The 20,616-nt window shown below is 51.9% G+C and carries 14 protein-coding genes; 10 read left to right on the top strand and 4 right to left on the bottom strand.

Features of this window, described 5'->3' with window-relative positions; genetic code table 11:
* Positions 1-9 precede the first annotated feature (9 nt).
* The 3 genes from MRY86_RS04290 (at position 10) to MRY86_RS04280 (ending at position 10,105) form a co-directional block, all read left to right on the top strand.
* Entirely contained in the window at positions 10-4,536 is a 4,527-nt protein-coding gene (locus tag MRY86_RS04290; RefSeq protein WP_293567267.1) for a DUF6603 domain-containing protein, read from the top strand.
* A gap of 111 nt (positions 4,537-4,647) precedes the next feature.
* The gene (locus MRY86_RS04285; RefSeq protein ID WP_293567266.1) at positions 4,648-6,933 is read left to right on the top strand and encodes a hypothetical protein; all 2,286 of its coding nucleotides are present in this window, start codon (positions 4,648-4,650) and stop codon (positions 6,931-6,933) included.
* A gap of 76 nt (positions 6,934-7,009) precedes the next feature.
* Positions 7,010-10,105 carry a hypothetical protein gene (locus MRY86_RS04280; RefSeq protein WP_293567265.1) on the top strand — a complete coding sequence of 1,032 codons (3,096 nt, stop codon included), beginning with the start codon at positions 7,010-7,012 and terminating at the stop codon, positions 10,103-10,105.
* A gap of 71 nt (positions 10,106-10,176) precedes the next feature.
* On the opposite strand, the gene MRY86_RS27135 is transcribed toward MRY86_RS04280, so the two are convergent.
* From MRY86_RS27135 to MRY86_RS04265, 3 genes are all read right to left on the bottom strand, one after another.
* Positions 10,177-10,611 carry a cold shock domain-containing protein gene (locus tag MRY86_RS27135; RefSeq protein WP_363325428.1) on the bottom strand — a complete coding sequence of 145 codons (435 nt, stop codon included), beginning with the start codon at positions 10,609-10,611 and terminating at the stop codon, positions 10,177-10,179.
* Positions 10,612-10,914: 303 nt separating this feature from the next.
* Positions 10,915-11,676, bottom strand: coding sequence for a carbonic anhydrase family protein (locus MRY86_RS04270; protein ID WP_293567264.1), 762 nt, complete (start codon positions 11,674-11,676; stop codon positions 10,915-10,917).
* Between the two features lie 151 nt (positions 11,677-11,827).
* The gene (locus MRY86_RS04265; protein WP_293571031.1) at positions 11,828-12,787 is read right to left on the bottom strand and encodes a S41 family peptidase; all 960 of its coding nucleotides are present in this window, start codon (positions 12,785-12,787) and stop codon (positions 11,828-11,830) included.
* A gap of 229 nt (positions 12,788-13,016) precedes the next feature.
* Here MRY86_RS04265 and MRY86_RS04260 point away from each other — a divergent pair, with 229 nt between their 5' ends.
* Genes MRY86_RS04260 through MRY86_RS04230 form a run of 7 tightly spaced genes read left to right on the top strand, consistent with a single transcriptional unit; the run spans position 13,017 to position 19,770 of the window.
* Positions 13,017-14,066 carry a type III polyketide synthase gene (locus MRY86_RS04260; protein ID WP_293562918.1) on the top strand — a complete coding sequence of 350 codons (1,050 nt, stop codon included), beginning with the start codon at positions 13,017-13,019 and terminating at the stop codon, positions 14,064-14,066.
* 58 nt (positions 14,067-14,124) lie between these two features.
* A complete protein-coding gene (locus tag MRY86_RS04255; protein WP_293562917.1) occupies positions 14,125-14,901 on the top strand; it encodes an SDR family oxidoreductase in 777 nt (258 codons plus the stop codon).
* Positions 14,902-14,914: 13 nt separating this feature from the next.
* A complete protein-coding gene (locus MRY86_RS04250) occupies positions 14,915-15,367 on the top strand; it encodes a 3-hydroxyacyl-ACP dehydratase FabZ family protein (protein ID WP_293562916.1) in 453 nt (150 codons plus the stop codon).
* Complete coding sequence (locus MRY86_RS04245) at positions 15,364-16,644, top strand: beta-ketoacyl-[acyl-carrier-protein] synthase family protein (protein ID WP_293562915.1); 1,281 nt, start codon at positions 15,364-15,366, stop codon at positions 16,642-16,644. The genes MRY86_RS04250 and MRY86_RS04245 overlap by 4 nt, the downstream gene beginning before the upstream one ends.
* A 10-nt stretch (positions 16,645-16,654) precedes the next feature.
* Positions 16,655-16,903: a phosphopantetheine-binding protein gene (locus MRY86_RS04240; RefSeq protein WP_293562914.1), complete on the top strand. Its 249-nt coding sequence runs from the start codon at positions 16,655-16,657 to the stop codon at positions 16,901-16,903.
* Positions 16,900-17,505 carry a 4'-phosphopantetheinyl transferase superfamily protein gene (locus MRY86_RS04235; RefSeq protein WP_293562913.1) on the top strand — a complete coding sequence of 202 codons (606 nt, stop codon included), beginning with the start codon at positions 16,900-16,902 and terminating at the stop codon, positions 17,503-17,505. Before MRY86_RS04240 ends, MRY86_RS04235 begins: the two co-directional genes overlap by 4 nt.
* Positions 17,506-17,508: 3 nt before the next feature.
* Positions 17,509-19,770 carry an MMPL family transporter gene (locus MRY86_RS04230; RefSeq protein WP_293562912.1) on the top strand — a complete coding sequence of 754 codons (2,262 nt, stop codon included), beginning with the start codon at positions 17,509-17,511 and terminating at the stop codon, positions 19,768-19,770.
* Here the strand turns inward: MRY86_RS04230 and MRY86_RS04225 are convergent.
* Positions 19,767-20,486 (bottom strand): methyltransferase domain-containing protein, encoded by a 720-nt coding sequence (locus MRY86_RS04225; RefSeq protein WP_293562911.1) that lies wholly within the window; start codon positions 20,484-20,486, stop codon positions 19,767-19,769. The two genes, MRY86_RS04230 and MRY86_RS04225, sit on opposite strands and share 4 nt — an antisense overlap.
* Between the last annotated feature and the right edge of the window lie 130 nt (positions 20,487-20,616).

Raw genomic sequence — 20,616 nt, 5'->3', positions numbered from 1 at the left:
AATCCTCCAATGAATGCTTCCTTTTCAACTATAAAAACAGCAATAACCAACAAGCTCATTCCCGGCGGGAGCCAATCGTTGGAACTCAGTGACAGCACTCTTGGCTTGGATGGTCTTAGTAAATTCCTGGCCAAATTTATTAACCAGCCGAAACAGCCACAGTTGACCTTAACCCTTCGGCAGGCTACGCTAGAAACCCCCGGACAGACTAATAAGGTGGTTGTAAAAGGAAAAGCAGATATATTGGGAGAGACCGGCCTGGACGTCACTTTCACTATCGCCGCAGTTCTCGGTCAGGGTCCACTCGTGGTGAGTTTCCAATGCCCTTGGAAATCTGGCAAAACACTTCCCTTTGCATTTTCTGGCGCCAAAAAGTCGGGCAATTACAGCCTGGAGCAAATGCAGCTTGAAATAACGTGGATGGGCAACGACGAGCAGGACACCCCTCAGTTCTACAGCATTATCAGCGGAAACATGAAGCTGAGTAATAAACTGGCGGCTGTGCCTATGCAGATCCGCTTCCCGGCTGCCCCCAATACGGTTTTCATTCAGAGTGCGCTCCCGGCTCCCTATCCGCTTCCCGACCTCCGGGAACTGGCAGATATTGCCCAGGTGCCAGAACTTGCCAGTTGGCTGCCGGCTTCCATCGCCAAAGCCAAAGGTCTGGCGCTGGATCAGGTAGGGATCATGTACAATAACAAAGCTCGTAAAGTCAGCTTCTTTAGTATTTCGGTCTCCGCAGATGGATGGGAGTTGGTGCCAAATGCCTTTGCCATCGAGGATCTGCGGTTTAGCATCATGGCAAGTTTTGCCGGAAAAACTACTGCGCTCACCGCTGAGTTGGATGCTGATCTGGTGATTAAAACGTTCCGTTTACCGTTATTTATCCGCATTGCGCCAAACAAAATCTCTTTCGGTAAAGCCTCAACGGAAAGATTCCTGGGGCCAAGCATAGAGGACCTGATGGAGGCCATCGGAGGAGATGAGATTAAAAAATCACTTCCTGATGGATTCAGTTTAGATGCCCGCATTTCGATAGATATGTTGGAAGTGGATATTGACATTGATTCGAATACCAAGGCCAAAAAACTGAATAGTCTCTACTTCGCGATCAGTATTGCCAGCATGCAACTGGGGGATAACTTCGAGCTGAAATACCTGGGTCTAGGCTTCCGCTTGGACAAGCAAGGCAGCACCTCCAATATCAGCGGCAATTTCATGTGCGTTTTGCTATTGGGCACAAAGAATAAAATTGAGCTTGACGTGTCCGCCAATTTAACGACTAGCTCAAGCGGCGCTAAATCCTGGGAATTTGATTCCCGTGCCAAAAACATCAACGTGGGGGATCTGGTAGATACCATTGCTGAAACCTTCGACACCGACCTCAGCCTCCCCCAGCAACTGCACGAACTTGTAATCGCCGAGCTCGGCCTATCCTTCAGCAAGGCCGCCCAGGGACAAAATGCCCCCTCGGAAGACAAATTCACCTTCACCTGTGAGATAAAATACGGAAAGGATGTAGATGTCAGCCTGACCATCGTGCTTAGTAAAACCACACCAGGCACCACCAATACCGGAGTTGCCCAGCCGCAGGTCCAGCAACCCAAAAAGAAAGGGGGCTATTACTTAACCGTCACCGGTATTGCTAAAGTATCCGGCGAAGCATTCGAACTGGACCTGAATGTAAAAAATGATGCATCGACCAATACGACTTCTGGCCTGTTAGCTTTTAAGACGAAAAACGTCAGTATTGATCTGGGTAAACTGGCCGGCAGTCTGATTGATGACCCGTCCGTTCAAACCTTGATCCCTTCAGTTGCCGTCACCCCCAATTATGCGTTAGTGGCCCGGCTGAACAAAACTACACCTACACCTCCTTACCCTAAATCCCTGATCGGGCTCGATCTCGATCTGAAAGTCGACCTCAAAGGGTTGCCACTGGTGGGCAAGCTGCTGGGTGATGCGGATTTCGAAGTTAAGGACATCCAATTCCTCTACGCCAACACAAATTTGGACGAAGTGGATGTACAGGCAGTCAATAGCCTTAACCCTCCAGCTACCCTGCCCGACCAACCCCTCAACGGCATCAGCACCGACCCCGCTGCCGGCGGCAGCCCCGCTGCTCCGCCCAATACCGCCATCGTGCTGGCCAAAGGCCTGGGCTTTAAAGCGACCGTCCTACTCGGCTCCTTTGCCCCCTGGCAGATCAACCTGCCGGCAAGGCCCGGCAGTACCCCGGCGAAGGGGAAGCAGGCGGCACAGCCGCAGGCGTCGACTTCAAATACCGGCAGTACCGGAGCGGCTAATTCGGGTGAGTCCGGAGACGCTTCTCCGCAGGGCGGTAGCGGTGGCGGCACTGCCCCGCCTCCCGGCGGCGACGCCACCTGGATCGACCTACAGCAAGCCGTTGGCCCGGTGCAATTCAACCGCATAGGCTTCAAGTACAAGAATAAAATGATCTGGGGCTACCTTGATGCCAGCCTTACGCTCGCCGGCCTCACTTTATCCCTCGATGGGCTGGGCGTAGGTAACCCGATCAACAAATTTGATCCAACATTCAGCCTCAATGGCTTGGGGCTGGACTTCAGCGAAGGGCCAGTGGAAATCGGCGGCTCCTTCCTGCGCGACAGCAGTGGCCCCTATGACGAGTACGATGGCATGGCCGTGATTAAAGCGGAAATCTTTAACCTCTCCGCAATTGGGTCCTATGCCAAAGTGAACGGGCAAGACTCCCTGTTTATCTACGCCGTGCTGAATTATCCGCTGGGCGGGCCAAGCTTCTTCTTTGTGACCGGGCTGGCAGCGGGCTTCGGCTACAACCGGGCTATTCGGGTACCGCCGATCACGGGGGTTGCGACCTTCCCACTGGTTAACGAAGCCGTCAATGGTGCAGGCTCCGGACCAGCCAACGACCCCCAAAGTCGGCGGAAATACCTGCAAAAGGAACTCACCAGTTTGCGTACCGCCATTTACCCCAAGCCCAAAGAGTACTTCCTGGCGGCAGGTATCCGCTACACTTCTTTTGAGATGCTCGACTCCTTTGCCATGGTATCGGTCAGCTTAGGGCAGCACTTTGAAGTAGACGTACTGGGACTGTCCACGCTGGCCATTCCCACTCCTGAAGACACGCAGACTGTTCCCCCAATCGCGGAAGCACAGTTGGCGTTACGGGCGGTCCTCAATCCGGATAAAGGGGTACTGAGCATTGAGGCGCAACTGACTAGTAACTCCTACCTCTTTGCCCGCGCCTGCCACCTGACCGGCGGCTTTGCCTTTTACGCCTGGTTTGGTGGGCCGCACGCGGGAGACTTTGTGATCACGCTGGGGGGGTATCATCCCCGCTTTGTCCCGCCTGCTTATTACCCAAAGGTGCCCCGTCTGGGCTTCAACTGGCAGGTGAGCGATAAATTTTCCATCAAGGGGGGCTTGTACTTTGCACTGACCGCCCATGCCCTCATGGCGGGTGGCAACCTGCAGGCGCTCTTCCACCTGGGGCCGATCAAAGCGTGGTTTATCGTCGGGGCGGACTTTATTGTTTCCTGGCAGCCTTACTTCTACGATGCACACATGTATGTGAATATTGGTGCTTCGTTTACCTTCTGGGCGTTCGGTACGCGTACGATCACTTTCCAACTCGGTGCCGACCTGCACGTCTGGGGGCCGGATTTCTCGGGCAAGGCCACCATTCATTACTACATCGTTTCCTTCACCATCTCCTTCGGCAAAGGCCCGGGCAAGCCGAAGCCTTTAAAGTGGGAAGCCTTTAAATCTTCCTTCCTGCCGGATGACAGCAAGATCGTAACGGCTAACGTAACGAATGGCCTGATCAAGGAGGAGACACTAGGCAATTCGGAAGGCAAACGTTATATTCTTGATCCTAAAAATGCCACCCTAACGATCAACTCACAGGTGCCGGTAAAAACCTATGATCTTGGGCTCAATAATACCGGGAATAAGAATGACCAGCTTTACTTCGTGGATTCCGGCCATCAGATCCTTTTGCCTTTAAGCGATAAAACGAAGGCGCAGAACAATACGCCTACCACTGACTTCGGCCTTGCGCCAATGGACGTCGCAAAGGTGGATAGCAGCAGCCTGTCGGTCACCATTAAGCGGGACGGAGAGGACGCAAATGGTGACTTTGCCTTCACGCCGGTCCTTAAACGGATGCCGCGTGCCATGTGGGGGGATAAACTGGAGGCAGAGGTCAATGATCAGCAATTTATCGAAAACGCTTTGGCGGGTTTCGAAATCCGGCCGGCGAAGCCACCAACACCGGGTCAATCCCGATGGGTGTTGAAAAAGAACCTGCAGTTCGAAGTCGATAAGCAACCCGGTGCTTTCGATTGCCCTTCGGTTGCCTCCTACAAGGGAGCGGCGCCCACTGCAACCGGGGAGCTCAATAAAATAAATACACTGGACAGCAAGCGAAATGGTCTATTGCAGGGACTGGGACTGGATACGAGCAATCTGGCTCCCCCGAAGGACCTTGATCAGCTGGTTGTTGAAAAGCCGCTGTCGGCCACTTTCGCTTAACCCTTAAAAAGTACCTATTTAGATTTCGGTTACCTGGTGTAGGCCCTCCTGAAGCACCTACCCGCAATACCAGAAAACCATAAAACCGAAACAGTTACAAAAAACACAGCCATGGGCAATACCATAGAAACCTATATCGATTTCATACAATACCAGCGGCCTGGCCTGAAAAGCGGCGACTATACCCTTGAGGCTTCCCAGACGATCACGGCAGCAGGAGTCTCTGAAAAGAACACCTTTCCCAGCCAGACGCTGAACTTTTCCATCCGGGGAGAGCGCTTTGCACTCAAGCCCTCCGATATCGCGTCTGTGTATCCGCCGGCAAATAGCCTGGGGGAGCATAGCGCCTCATTTCCTCAGGTGGTCCTGGCCCGCAACACCTTGCCCTGGGAGCGCATGATCGCTGAGCCGAAAGACGAAAAAGACCGTACCCTGGTGGAGGATATGCCCTGGATGGCCCTGTTGGTGTTCAATGAAGAAGAATTGGATGCGGAGGGGGCAGGGAATGAGAAGGGGGATGTTATGACCATTAGTGATTTTCTGAAATTGCCGAACTTAAAGCTCCCTCCAAAGGGAGGCAAGCCGCCGTTGGAATCAGATGAGAATAGCAACGATAAGCTCACCGTTGTCACCGTAAAAAAATCGCTGCTCCAGCAGTTGCTGCCTTCCGGCGAAGACCTGGCCCGATGGTGCCACGCCCGGGAGTCTTCCCTTCGGATCAACTTGGACAACCCCGGTGCAGACAGCCTTTATTACGAGCTGTGGGATGCCAAAGGTCAACTTGCACATGCAGCCTACGCAGCAATTGAAAAGCGTGAGGACAACACCTTCCATTCCAGGCTGGAGCCCGGTAAGCTGAAGGCAGGCGACTACAATGTAAAAGTTTGGATTGAGAATAAGCCTGTAGCTGTTAATCCCCAAACCGTAAAGATCACTGCCAATGATGAGTTTGGGCAAAAAGTAGCCATCGTACCGGCCAACCGCCTGCCCAGGCCCGGCGCCCGGTCCATCGTGCATTTGGTTTCATTGGAAGAACGCTATCATTGGGATGGAAGCCAGTACAGCTTCTATTTCGATAATCTCAAAGACAATGACCGTATTCCGCTTGTCAGCCTGAAAAGCTGGAGCTTCAACTGCGTCACCGAAACCCATAATTTCGATCAGCTGCTGGTGCAGCTCATCGACCATGGAAAGAAAGACACGCTCAATACCCTACGCCTGCCGCTGCGGCCCAACCCCGGGAACGATGCCAACATCAGTGCCGCCAACCGGTACCTGGAAAGTGGCTATGTCCCGCTGCCCCACTTTTTCCGGCGGGGAGGTAACAGCGTCTCCTGGTACCGTAGCCCGATGATCCCTGGCCATAAAAAGAATCCTGCGCTGCCGGCGGATCTGTTGCCTGCTTCCTCCTCCGATGCCTTATTGTTGTACGACGAGCAATACGGCATGTTTGATGCATCCTACGCCGCCGCCTGGGAGTTAGGCCGGCTGATGGCCCTGAAGAACAAAGGGGTATCTACGAGCCTTTACCGATGGAAGCGGCTGCACCGAAATCAGTTGAAGCTGGCAGAACAACAGGAACTGCACCCCCACTTGCCGTACCATCAATCGATAGGCGAGGCCCCTGCATTGCCTGAAGAAGTGGAAAACTGGTTTAGCGCCATGGGGCTGCTCAAGGGCCTGCCCTTTAACTACCTGGTACCCGACGAACGCATGCTGCCCAAAGAGTCCTTCCGGTTCTTTCAGCTCGACCCGGACTGGATTTCCTGCCTCATTGACGGAGCCTTTACTGTGGGCAGGGTAACCGCTGCCGATGCGAAAACCGATCAAAAGCTACACCAAGATCATGTTGCCGGTAAACAACCTCCGGTGGTGAGTGGCTTCCTGCTGCGTTCCTATGTGGTTAAAGGGTGGCCCCAGCTCCAGGTGGATGGCTACAACCAATTGGCCAAGGATGAGGCGGGAATGGATAACAATAAATTGAAAATACTACGCATGGAGCGCTTATCGCCTAATGTCCTGCTTTGTCTGTTCAAAGGGGATGCCATGGCCGTTGACATCCACCAGAAGCCGGAAATCCTGCACCTCGGCTTCACGCCCCCCGAACCTCATCATCAGGCCGACCGCTACACTAAAGCACTGCGTAATGTAAACGGACTGGACCAACAACAAGATTCCAACAAGCCAGGCAAACAAAAACCCTACGCCACAGAAATTATGGATAAGTCGGACTGGGACCCCCAAACCCGGATCGTACAAGTAAGCCATTTGTACAAAGACATCGAGAACAAGAAAAAAGCGCTGAATATTTCCGAGCCGCTGACCTCCGCCCAGTTCGCCCTTTCGATGGTGGAGGGTGTGCAAAAGGTAAGGTTTGTCCGCACCGGGGCGGGTTAGAAGCGGTGCAAAATAAGTACTTTGGGGAAATCTGTAACTACAGAACGTGACACTCCTAAACCTAAACCCTGCAATCATGGACCATTCGACCCTGCCACTAGCCGAAACGCAAAACTGGCAGAAACTACTTACCTCCGCGGAACGATCTATCGGCAAGAATTACAGTTTTTACGAGAGCCCTGAACCCGAGTTCTGCAAGCGGCTGCTGACTGAATACGATGGCAGTCAGGAAAAAGTCTACGATAAGGTTTTAGACCTGCTGGACGAGGTATCAAAGCAGGGCTATACTGCTGATAATTCCTGGGCAATTCTGAAGGAGGGAGCGACCCTGCTGCATCACCTGGAAAAAAATGGTTTTAAGCCGGAGGATGAATGGGAGCAGGCTACCGATACCCTTTGGAGGGTACTGGAGGAGTTTTCGCAGGGGGCTTATTCCGATTTGATACGGGAAGCAGGAAAGGGTAAGGTGTCCAGGGAGTGGAAGCATCAAAAGTTTGTGCTGGACGCTGTGCTTAGAACGCTCTACAAACTACCAGGAACCGCAGAAAACCAACTGGAGCGTTTTTTCAATGCTAAAATCAGTGCTTACTGGAAGGCATTTGCCTTATTCTGGATTGATATCTGGGGTAAATACAAAGATAATCCGGAGCCCTACTTTGCCGCCGAAGACTACCGCAGTAATCACAAACGGGAAATGTATAAATTGATTTGCTACCGCCTGGAGCATTTCGATTCCGAGTTTGCGTCCCACCCCAATAAAGCGAGTGAGGCCTTCAAATACCTGGTGAAACACCGGGAGCATATTCCTGCTGAAAAGGGTATTCGCCGGCAGCTTTATCTGGCGCTTTTCAAATACCTGCGGGAGTCCGGTGAGCAGAATTCTCTGGAGCGGGACCTGGCCGCCATCTGTGTCATTCTGGGCCCTCACTATGTTTTCCGTTTTATTGCGCACCCCGGTATTTTACCGCTGGAGGAGCGGGGGCGGGCATGGTTAAGCTTCGATAACCTGGGGGCTGTCAATCTGGATGATTATGATCTCGGAGCTTACCATCTGGAGAATTACGACCTGGAAGGGCGCTGGAAGAGCAACAAAAAAATGAAGCACGAGGTCCTTCCCGCCCTGATTGCTGCCCTGAAGCACGATCAGCAGAGCATTCGGGAGGATGCTGCTAACTTTTTAAAGCCGCACGAGACGGAGCTATTTAAACACCTGCGCTACATTGAGCGGCGGGATAGTGAAGAGGAGGCAGATGGCCGGGAAGTTTTCAAGCGGATTGCAAGGGTATATCCGGATGAAGTGGCTGCGAAACTACTGGAAAATATTTCCTTTACGCAGCAGGAAAAGGGCAAATTTCTGCTGGCCACGCCCCGTATTCTGGAAGCCCACTGGAAAGATTCGGGTTTTCCAAACCATACTGACCTGCTGCCCGTCATCCTCGCTACGGTCAATCACAAAGACCCGGAAGTCTCCGCCGAGGCCAGTGTTTTCCTCAAACGGAAGTCTGCCGTCATACAGGAACGCCTCAATGCGCTGATCAACGAGGAGGACAAAGCCAGCGAACTCATTGCCAGTGCGATTGAGTACGGCAGCGAAACGGCCCTGAAAGCCATCCTGGAAAAATGCGTCATCTGGGTGGCCAGTGCCCAGAATGCACCCCTGGTAGACCGCGCTTCCCATAAAGCCCGCTATGTGCCCGGTGCGGTGCTGGCACTCATTAACCTGCTGAATAACCATACAGACCTGAGCCAGGAAAAGGAGGTCAGGGATTACGTTTTCCAAAAGGTCTTGGACGATCAGCAAAACCCTACGGTAAAACGGGTCTTTGAAGATAAAAAGCTGGATAAAAAAGAGCTCGACAACCATACCACCAATGAGATCTACCGTTGGTGCTACAGTCTGCGGGAGCGGTCTAAGGCTTACGCGGACCTGGTGGCCAGCCAGGAGGATGCGGTGCACCGGTCAGACGGAAGCCTGAATCCGCAAGCCACCTTCAATCTTGGGGAATCCCTTCTGAAGGTGTTAACGGAGGAGGAAATGCAGGCCCGGGAAATTGCCGTTCAGAAGTGGATCACCCATCTGTTGGGAGAGATGAGCGACCGCTGGTTCTTTGAAGAGAGAATGGAGACTTACACACGCATCAAAAGCCAGTTGGAACGTCTGGCGATTGAGCCGCTCAGCAAGCGATTGCCCAAAGAAGAAAACATCGATATCCGGGAAAATCTGGTTAAGATTTTGGGGAACATCGGTGGCCGGGTGGCAGTAGATGCACTGGTGCGCACCGTAACTGGCGAAGAACGGGAACGAGCCGCCCGGCAGGAGTTGCTTTCGGAGTATTACCTCAAACCGTCTAAAGCTCGCAGCGAGGAGGCTTCTATCTTGCTCAACGATGCTGTGGACAACGCCAAGAAGACCATGCGCCTGCTGCAGCAGCTGAACGTGGCCACCTTTGTCATGGGCGTAGTCCTGCTTATGGGCGGCGTGATCATTTCTGTAGTCAGCCAGGAGCTGGGTGGGCGCGTCACAGGTGTGCTAACCGGGCTGGGTGGGCTGGCTGCCATTCTAACCCAATTCCTCAAAGACCCGCTCGAGCGCATACAGCGGGCTATGGCGGATTTGGTGCAGGTACAAACGGCCTTCACCAGCTTCGTCTGGGAGCTCAACCTCAACGGCACCTACATTCAAAGCCAGTACGTGGCCGAAGGGCTGCTGACGGATTTCGACCTCCGGCAGACCATTGGCCGTATCGACCACGCCATGGAACGAACCATGCACCTTATACAGGTATACGCCGATGGGCAGGACCTTAAGCAGCCTACCCAGTTGCATTACCTGGTGCAGCATGAATCGGAGGGCGCCCTTACCGTTACCTTGTTTGGGCAATCGCTGCGGGGAACCGGGGAGCCGAATGATAAGAATAAATTCCAGCTGGCGATCAACCATAAGCCGGTGGATGCGCACATCGAACTCTGGACAGATCAGATGGTGATTTTCACACTCGATCCTGCCCTGCGTGCCCGCTTTAATGGCAGTACCCGACTATGGGCGAGCCTGCTGTTAAATGAGCGGGAGACCAATGCGCTTCCGGTTACGGTGACGCTCGTGGCAAAGCCTGAGCCTGTCGCCCCGGAACCCGTGGAGACTATTCCGGAAGAAGTAGCTGATCAGGGATGAAGACCAGATGGAGAGTATCGGCACTAAGATGGCTTGCAGCCGTTGTAGTGCTGATACTCCTTCGTTAGCGATTAAGCTTTCTGTAACTGTACGTTGATGGCGATGGGGCCTTTTGGACCGGACCCGATTTCAAAAGCGACTTTGTCTTCCGCATCGATCTCCTCTTCGAGATCGTTCACATGTACAAAGTAACTCTCCTGGGTGTCCTTTTCGATGATAAAACCATAGCCCTTTTCGGCGTTGAAGAACTTTACTTTGCCTTCTCTTTCGTACTTAGACTTTCCGTCATCTTCGTACTTTGGGACGCCAATTTCAATGTCTTCCAGCTTGACCTCTTTCTTTGGCTTGTCGGGAGGAGTCGTAGAGAACTGGCCATTTTCATCCACATACATGAATTCGACCTGGCTTTTGTCCTCAAACTTTTTCTGCTCTTTTCGCTCTTGCTTCTCTTTCCTCTTTTTACGTTTTTTCTTTTCCCGTTCTTTCTTTTGATAGCTATCCGCCATTCAGATTATTGTTTTTATGAAAAAAATGCCACATCCAAGTAAAAGCCAATAGCCGGTTTTAGCGCTCTATCTCATTTAGTTTGAAAATAGCTGAATCGCTTAAGGTACTGTTTTTTTAATTGGTTTTCTGCTTTTTTTGAGTTTATTGGCAGGATAAGGCCCAATTATGACGATATAGGACCTTTTTAATCCGTGGTACTTTCAGAAAGGGGTAAAAAAGAGCGCCTCACCTTTTCGTGTAGCGAAATGGCTACGGTTAAAGATGGGGTGCTGTATAGGGAAGGATGAAGCCTAGTTCTCTGCTTAATTCAGAAAAGACACCTTTCCATTGTCCATGTCATAGACGGCGCCGACAATTTTGATTTCTCCATTGTCCTCCATCTCCTTTAGGATGGGGCTTCGCTCCCGGATTTGCGCCATGGCATGCTGTACGTTGTTTTCGCAGACCTTATGGACAAAGGCCTCGTTTTTGGAGCTTCGGTCTCCTTCATATTCGGTAGCCTCCACGGCTGGCTTTATCTTGGCAAGCATAGGCGTAATATTGCCCAACTCCACCCCGTCCACTGCAGCTTTGACGGCACCACAGTGCTCATGGCCTAAGACCAGAATCAGCTTAGAACCGGAGACTTTACAGGCAAATTCCATACTGCCGAGGATGTCCTCATTGACAAAATTCCCTGCCACACGAGCAACAAACACATCGCCAATACCACGGTCGAAGACGTCTTCCACCGGAACCCGGCTGTCGACGCATGATAAAACAATGGCTTTAGGATATTGCGCATTGGTACTCTTGCGCACTTGTTCTGAGTGGTTCCGGGTGGTCAGGTCATTGCGCATAAACCGGTCGTTGCCTTCCTTGAAGGACTGAATGACCATATCCGGAGTAAGTGCTGCTTGTTCTTCTTCGGTCAGTACATCCTCAACCAGGCCCACAATTGATTCTTCCTCAGTATTTTCAGTCGCTTCTTCCGCCTTTTCAGGCTCCGTGGGCGGGCTGCAGGACGACAGCAGGAACAGGGTGAAAAATGTTAAGATAATAACGAAAGGCCGTGAAGTATTCATAGTGTTCAGATTTTCAGGTAAGTAATATTTTCAATCCGCCAGCATTGCTGATTGGATAATTAACACCGGCCAAAAAACCTGGTTCGCAGTTATTTTAGCTTGTCTTAAAGTAAGATTTGAATGGAGGCTTCTTTGGTACGAATCCACCCCTTCAGTTTAAAATATAGTCTGTAGCCGCCGTGATCATCTCACTCCCGCCGCCAGGCACATCGGGCATTACCGGCCCACCAAACAGGTTCTTTTCGCGGTCAGCCATATATGCAGTGGTTAGAAATAAGGAAGAGCCGTCCGGCAGTGAAAAAGTGGTATTAGCCGTTGACAAACCGCATGAGGCGGCGCCAAAATGCCGGGTATTTGCTCTGCCTTTGAATGCAATAGCGATAGCCTCACCGGAGCTTATAACTGCCCGGTCCAATAGTACGGCGACTTTTGGATCAGGATTGATCAACTCATAGGGATCAGGTGCGCTAACAATATTGTTTTGGTTGAGCCTGGCAGCTCCGTTTATATAAAACCAGGGCTCTTCCACTCCGTTCGGATCAATAAAATGGCCAGCTAAGCCTTCTCCTAAAACAGGGCCTATACCCGCCAGCATTGGCCACATATTACCACCTATATTGCCTCTAAGGTCGACAATCCAGCCCTCGATATCCTGATGATCGCGATTCCTGATTTGCGCCTGAATATCTTCGGCAAATGCAATTGCAGCGGCATTAATTGAACCTGAAAAAGAAGAAACCCTTACGTATCCTATATTCTCCGGAAGATTTGGAACAACGACGTTGCTCTGCTGGCAGTCTATAGCGGCACCAAATACCAGCCTGCCATTTTGCCTTCTGATAAAGCTATGGTTGTCACCGAGCAATTCTAACGCCAATTGCAAAGCCTCGTCGGTTTGATTGACACTCTGTGCGGCCATGCCGCTATTCAGTATTTGGCTTCTAAAATCGGCCCAATCGATATTGTTTCGGTTGATGGAGTTGCGCTCCATGATGTCGACCACTTCATTCAGAAAGTTCTCTACGCTGATGTTCTCGGGCTCATTACTGTCGCGGTTACAGGCCGTAAATAATAGTAGAAATATCGGCAGTATTAGCTCAAGCTTTTTCATAGCGGGCAGATTTTTTGATGGTGATTATTGCACTCCTAGATTACAGTGGATTGCATAATTAACACTGGCCGAAAAACCTGGTTCGCCATTGTTTATCCCTATTTTACCAGATATTCGGTGCGGTGGAAATGGACTAAATCAAAAATTCAAACCTATTTACAGCACAGCCTTGTTCTAATTTTGGAACGATGATTAAGCATCAAGAACGCTATTGAATATTTGCACCCTTATGGTCAAAATAACCCATGTTGCCAAGCAGCTCCCTCCGTATTCCCGCGATACAAGCGAAATCCTGCCTTTCATTGAAGGGTGGCTCTCCGGCCAGGATGAACGCTTTCAGCGAAAGGTTCTTAAAATCTTTCGCAATGCGGGCGTGGATCGGCGCTACTCCATTATCCCGCCTGAGGAAATGTTCGTTAGGCGCAGTTTTGCAGAGAATAACGATCGGTATATCGAAGGGGTCATTGAGCTGAGCCGGTCGTGTCTGGAGCAGGCATTGGAAAAAGCGCGCTGGGTGCCAAAGGATCTGGATTACATTATCACCGTAAGCTGTACCGGCATTATGATCCCCTCTGTCGATGCGCACCTGATCAATCTGCTGGATATGCGCCAGGATATTGTCCGGTTGCCAGTCACGGAGATGGGGTGTGCAGCGGGCGTGTCAGGCATCATTTATGCCAAGAACTTCCTGCAGGCGAACCCTGGCAAGCGGGCAGCAGTCATTGCGGTGGAGTCTCCGATGGCTACTTTTCAGCAGGAGGACTTCTCGATGGTCAATGTGGTGAGCGCCGCCATCTTTGGAGACGGAGCAGCCTGTGTGCTGTTATCTTCTCACCCTGATGATGAGGGCCCGCGTATTCTCCGGGAAGAAATGTATCACTTTTACAACGCGCAGCACATGATGGGCTTCGCACTGAAAGATACTGGTCTGGCTATGGTGCTCGACCAATCTGTACCTGAGACGATCGCTGCCCACTTTGAGGATATCATTCACCCTTTCCTGGCCAGAGCCGATAGTAGTATTGAACGTATCAACCACCTGGTCTTTCACCCTGGCGGCAAAAAGATCGTTCAGATTGTAGAGGACTTGTTCGGTCAGCTTGGCAAAAGTATCACAGATACGAAAGAGGTCCTGAGGCTGTACGGCAATATGTCGAGCGCCACCGTACTCTACGTGCTGGAGCGGTTTCTGGAGCGGGATATACCGCCCGGCGATCAGGGGCTTATGCTTAGCTTTGGGCCGGGGTTTTCGGCCCAGCGGGTTTTATTGGAATGGTAATTTTTGAAGGGCTGCGCGTAGCAGCAGCGCAGTTCTCGGTCAAATAACTCAAACCGTTATGCACCAGTACGCACTTATTTTGGGAGGGTCTTCAGGCCTGGGGCTGGCTACGGTCAAAGCCCTGGGGCGTGATGGCTGGGGTATCCTTGTTGTCCACAGAGACCGCAAATCTACGTTGCCTGCGATTCAGGAAGCATTTTCGGAAATTGCTACGAATGCACCAGACTTTGGATCCTTCAACGTGGATGCCCTCCGGGCGGATAAGCGCTCCGATCTTATTGAAGCCATTCAAAATCAAATAGGAGAAAAAGGGCGTATTGGAGTGGTCGTGCACAGCATTGCAAAAGGAAACCTGAAGCCTATGGCAGGTGGGGACGGACCCTACTTGCAGAGCGATGATTTCCAACTCACGCTGGCAGCTATGGCCACCAGTTTGTACGATTGGGTGCAGGCGCTTTTCCAGGCTAAATTATTCGCATCGGACACCCGAATCATCAGCTTCACCAGCGAAGGCAATCAAAAGGCCTGGCCGAATTACGGCGCGGTCTCCGCAGCGAAGGCTGCCCTGGAAGCTATTACCCGGCAAATTGCCCTGGAGTTTGCCCCCTACGGCATCCGGGCCAACTGTATCCAGGCTGGCACCACCGATACGCCATCGTTGCGCCTCATTCCCGGGCACGAACGGCTAATGGAAATCAGTCGGCAACGCAATCCTTTTGACCGCCTGACCCGGCCTGAGGATGTAGCTGCAGTGGTTAGCCTTTTGGTCCGGCCAGAAGCAGCCTGGATCAACGGGGCCGTCATCCCGGTGGATGGTGGAGAGCACTTGCAATAAACTATCTAGTCCAATGAACCATTCCAAAATACTCGAATTACTCCCCTACGCAGCCCCTTTTCGGTTTGTTGACGAACTCGAGCGGGTCGATGAGCAGGGGGCAACGGGATACTATACCTTCCCACCCAATGCCGGTTTCTACCGGGGGCATTTTCCAGGGCATCCGGTTACGCCAGGGGTTATTCTCTCGGAAACCATGGCGCAAATTGGGCTGGTTTGTCTCGGTATTTACCTGTTGCAGGATAAAATAGCCTCGGGACAGCAGCCTGGCGTGGCATTTTCTTCCCAGGCTGTCGATTACCTGAAGCCTGTTTATCCCGGGGAGCGGGTAAAAGTAGTTTCCGAAAAAGTATACTTTCGTTTTGGTAAGCTCAAATGCAAGGTGCAACTCTTTAATGCACAATCTGAACTGGCCTGTCAGGGGGAACTGGCAGGCATGTGTAGTCCAATAACTGCTCAACTATGAACAAACGTGTTGTCATCACAGGCCTCGGAGTTGCTGCGCCTAATGGGGTGGGGCTTCCTGACTTTACTGCCGCCATCCGCGCAGGGCAATCAGGCATTCGGTACCAGGAACAACTGGCGGAACTGAACTTTTCCTGCCAGATTGGTGGTGCTCCCGAAGTCTCAGAAGAACTGAAAGCTCAATACCTTACGTCTCTGCAGTTGCGCAATTTTGTTTCCTCCGGCATCCTGTATGGCTGTATGGCAGGCATTGATGCCTGGGAAGATGCTGGCCTCTCCCGGGAGCGCGAAACGGCAGATTTTGACAGCGGTGCCATTTTGGGTATTGGCAATTCGGGAGTGGATAAAATGCGGGAAGCCGCTTACCTGGTGGACGAGGGGAGGGTAAAGCGCCTGGGCAGTACCACGGTGCCTCAAATTATGGCTAGTGGAGTGAGTGCCTATCTGGGCGGTATACTGGGGCTTGGCAACACTATAACCACCAATTCCTCTGCCTGCGCCACCGGAACGGAATCTATACTGATGGCCTATGAGCATATTGCCAACGGCTATGCAAAACGGATGCTTGCGGGGAGTGCCAGCGATAGCGGGCCTTACCTGTGGGGTGGCTTTGATGCCATGCGGGTGATGAATAACCGGAGCAACGAGCACCCCGCCTCAGCTTCCCGGCCGATGAGCGCTACCGCAGCAGGATTTGTGCCCGGCAGCGGAGCAGGGGCTTTAGTATTAGAATCTTTGGATAGCGCACTGGAACGAGGCGCACGCATTTATGCAGAGGTGCTGGGCGGAGCCAGCAACTCCGGAGGGCAAAGGAGCGGAGGCTCTATGACTGCACCTAACCCGGTCGGCGTGCAACGTTGCATACGGGCGGCTTTGTCGCGTTGTAATGTGGCTCCGGCTGACATTGACCTGATCAACGGGCACCTGACCGCGACCACCAAAGACCCAGACGAAATCCAAAACTGGGCGGTGGCGCTCGGGAGGACCGGATCAGACTTCCCATACATCCACTCCCTGAAGGGCATGATCGGGCACTGCATCAGCGCAGCGGGCAGCATCGAAAGTGTAGCTGCTGTTTTGGGCTTACATCAGGGGTTCGTCTTCCCTTCCATCAATTGTGAAGACCCTCATCCGTCCATTCTTGAGGTCATACCTGAGGGGCGTATCGTGCGACAGTTGCGTGAAGACCTTTCCGTAAAAACAGTGATTAAAGCCGGGTTTGGCTTTGGAGATGTCAATGCCTGTGTTATCTTTCAATCCTTTAATGGCGCGTTTTAAACTACGACGAATGAACCAAGCTGAACGTTTAGAGGCCCTTCGCCGCATCATCAAGCCTTATGTGACGGATGAGGAAGCCTTCGGGAATTTAACCGAAGAGACTGATTTCATCAAAGACCTGAAGATCAATTCCGCTCATCTGGTAGATATTATCCTCGATGTTGAGGATGAATTTGATATTGAAATCGAGGATGAAGCCATGGAAAAAATGCTTACCGTCAAGGCCGCTCTGTCCGTTATTGAAGAAAAAGCAGGATGATTGGCAACGATATAGTCGATGTCAAAACAGCCTGTCAAAGCAGCAACTGGCACCGGCCCGGCTACCTCGGTAAACTCTTCACAGACCGAGAGCAGGCCCTCATACATCAGGCCAACGACCCTGAACAGCAGGTGTGGTTGCTTTGGGCATGCAAGGAAGCCGCCTATAAAGCCTGGTCCACTGAATTCCATCAACGCCGGTACGCTCCCCGGTCATTACAAGTTGTTGAATGGTCTTCCACACAGGAGGCAGATCATTTTCAGGCTGTTTTGCATACGCAGGAACGAACCTACATGGTAAAGGCTCAAGCTAATGAAAACTTCATCAGCAGCTCCACTGAAGTCGCCCCCATCCACATTTTGGACAGACAGCTTTTGCATACGCCTGATGCGCTTCCAAAACAAAGAAGCACTGCGATCCGGCAGACAGCAGCAGAACTTGCTGCCCGACACTTCCAATGCCGCCCCGACAAGATTAATATCCGAAAAAATGAACTCGGCCGGCCGATCCTGTATTACCTGAATGAGCCGCAAAGCGCCTTCCTGTCGTGGTCCCATCATGGCGCATGGGCAGAAGTTATGCTGGGCAGCCTGGCTCATTAGATTATGAAGCAATTGTTTTCAAAAATGGTCCGCAGGGTTATTCGCCATCGCTGGTGGTGGGCGGGCATACTGCTGTTCGCCACGGTAACCGGTGCCTACCAAACGGCACAAAACCTCCGGGTCGACAATTCGGTGTCCATCTGGTTTCTGGAGGATAACCCTGGCTATCAGTCGTATTTGAAGTTCCAGCACGAACGTGGCTCTGATGAGATCGTCATCGCCATGCTGGAGGTTGAGGATGCGCTGGACAGCACACACCTCAAATCACTCAGGGCTTTACACCAGCAGGCGGATACTCTGCCCGGTGTACACGCCACATTTAGCCTGGCTAACGCTCAGTATCCCATATATTCCAACCGGAGGCTCTATTACCGACCCCTTTTTCCATCGGGGCGCACGCCCAGTCAGGTAAGCCAGTTACTCGAACAGCTCCCGGCTATCCGGCATCAACTGATCGGGCCTGAGGGAAAGCACCTCTTCTTCTATGCGCAACTCGACCCAACGGATAAACTGGAATCAAAGCGAAATGAAATCGTAAGTCACCTGGAAATGGTGATTGAAGAACACCTGCCCGGAGCGCTTATTTCGGGGCAGCCCATACTCAATGAAGCTTTTAACGCCAGCATCTACGAGGAAAGCACTTTCTTTGCTGTGGCAACGACTCTGGTCATATTTGCCCTCCTCTTCCTGTTGCTTCCTCATTGGTACTACATCCCTATTGCTGTCGTTAGCGTGGCGGTACCTATCAGCGTACTGATGGGGGTGATGACCAGTCTGGGCTACTCCCTTAACCTGATCTCCATGCTGATCCCGACGATCCTGATGGTATACAGCGTGAGCGATTCTGTGCATATCATTAATATCTTTCATCAGGAGGCAGGCAAGCACCCACAGGAGGTACGGATAACCCTTATTGAAAAAGCCCTGTTGTATAGCCTGAAGCCCTGCTTTTACACAACGGCCACTACAGTTATTGGCTATCTGGCGCTTACCTTGTCTCCCTTGCCAGCATTCCGGGTTATGGGGCTATTTACCTTTCTCGGCATGGTGGTTGCCTTTGTACTGGTCTACTTGATCACCGCTATTGGCTTTAGCTGCCTTCCTCAAGTTCCGGTAGCTGGCACCCGAGCTGGCACCCGGCTTAAGCATTTTCAGACCCGTTTTATCCGGAATGCGGTCAATCATATCAATGGCTGGACGACTCACCACGCCCGGTTGATCATCGGGATAGCTGCTGTTTTGGCCTTGTTGGGCATAGGGTCGGTTAGCAGACTAGAAGTCAATACCGATTCTCTGCATTTGTTGGGAGAAGGCCAGGCAAAAGCTGATTTATTCGCCATAGAGAAGGTTCTGGGTGGCAATGCCCGTTTTCAAATCAACATCGCCCACCGCCAGGACAGCAGTATGCTCAACAGGGCTACCCTTGACCGTTTGGATACTTTTCAGGCGTTTGTCGAGGAGCACCCTCAGCTGGCGACACCTGTTTCTATTCTTAATTTTCGTGACTTTCTGGAGTCCCGGAGCAGTCCGCTATCTGTATTCAGCCCGGCAAACGCTGCCGATATCCTAAGCCAACCCCCGGTTGACCGCAACGCTTTCTTCTCTCCCGTGGCCGAAGATCAAAGTGCGCTTAGCATCTCCGCGAATGTGAAGGAACTGGAGACAAAAGCACTGGAACAATTGCTTGCTGCGATACGGGCCAACTTTCAACAGCATTTTGATCCGGCAAGGTATGAACTATCCGTGCATGGCTTTTTGGCGCTTTTTGCACAGTTGAATACCTTCATCCTGCAAACGCAGCTTTGGTCTTTCGGAACGGCTTTTATCCTGGCCTTCGGTATTCTTTTCTATTTCGTAGGGGACTGGAAGGTCAGCTTACTGGTCATGCTGCCCAACTTGTTGCCCATATTGCTTACGGGAACGGTGATGAGCCTGGGCGGTATTGCTTTGGAAGCGGCAAACGCCATGCTTGCCCCCATCATGCTAGGAGTAGCGATGGACGATACGATCCACCTGCTGCACAGTTATAAGTCCTACCGTAAGCAAGGGCTTACCAGGGTCAGGGCACTGGATCAGGGGCTTCACTATACCGGAGGTGCGTTACTGGCCACGACCATTGCCTTGGTGTGCGGCTTTCTGGTAGTGGGAGCAAGTGGGGTGCTGTCTGTACAAACCTTCGGTTTACTTTGTGCATTTACCGTTGCCATTGCGTTGGTTTCGGATGTTATCGTACTTCCAGCGGTTCTGAAAGAGATCAAAGATTAGCCCTCGTTGTTTTTTATAATCCATTGATAACGGAATGCCCACCGCCACCGGATCAAGCTGTCAGAAGGGGCCAGCTCTTGGGCCCATGCTTCCATTTCTTTACGTTTAAATCCACGCAGTATAGAAACCAATCCATCACGGATTACCATAGGGTTAGCAACCGGTAAGGTAATCAACTGGAACAAACGGTAGGCCAGGGCGCTACGTTGCAGATCATTGACAACAATGCCGAGTTTAGCCTGCTGCTGTACGACTTTTAATAACCGCAGTAACTGTTCTGTCGGAAAATGGTGAAGAAATAAAGTGCAAAGGACGATATCGTAATCTGCTGTTTCTAACCATGAAGAGGGCAGCATTTCTGTCCGGTACTCAATTTCCGGATAGTCCTTAGAAAGCTTCCGGGCGTAGTCAATAGTGTACGCATTGCCATCAATCCCCGTCAGCCGAAAAGTACGTCCCTGCCGCCGCCCCCAACGGGCAAGAATGCGCAGCAGGTCGCCATTGCCACAGCCCAGATCCACCAGGTGGATAGGCTGACTTTTGGGTAAGTTGCTGACCAGTTGCTTCACACCATTCACTGTGATAGGGTTCCCCCCCAGCCAGCGGTTAATGCGCGCAATCTGGTCCAGGGAATCCCGGAGCATCTCGCCCGTCATATCGAAATCATCCATAATTTCATCCTCCTGACTGCGGTGGCGGGTATCTACGAATAGCATAGGCTGTGGGTGTTATGCGGTTCTGCTGGGTTGTATACGCAATACGAAGTGGTCACCGACGATAAATGTCGGGATCTTAGATTTGCGACATCGGAGCAAGCCACTTCCCAGCGTAAATGCTCGTACGTTT

Origin of the sequence: Phaeodactylibacter sp., assembly GCF_022763345.1 — a bacterium.
Lineage (GTDB): Bacteria > Bacteroidota > Bacteroidia > Chitinophagales > Saprospiraceae > Phaeodactylibacter.
This window is presented reverse-complemented; position numbering and strand designations above follow the sequence as displayed.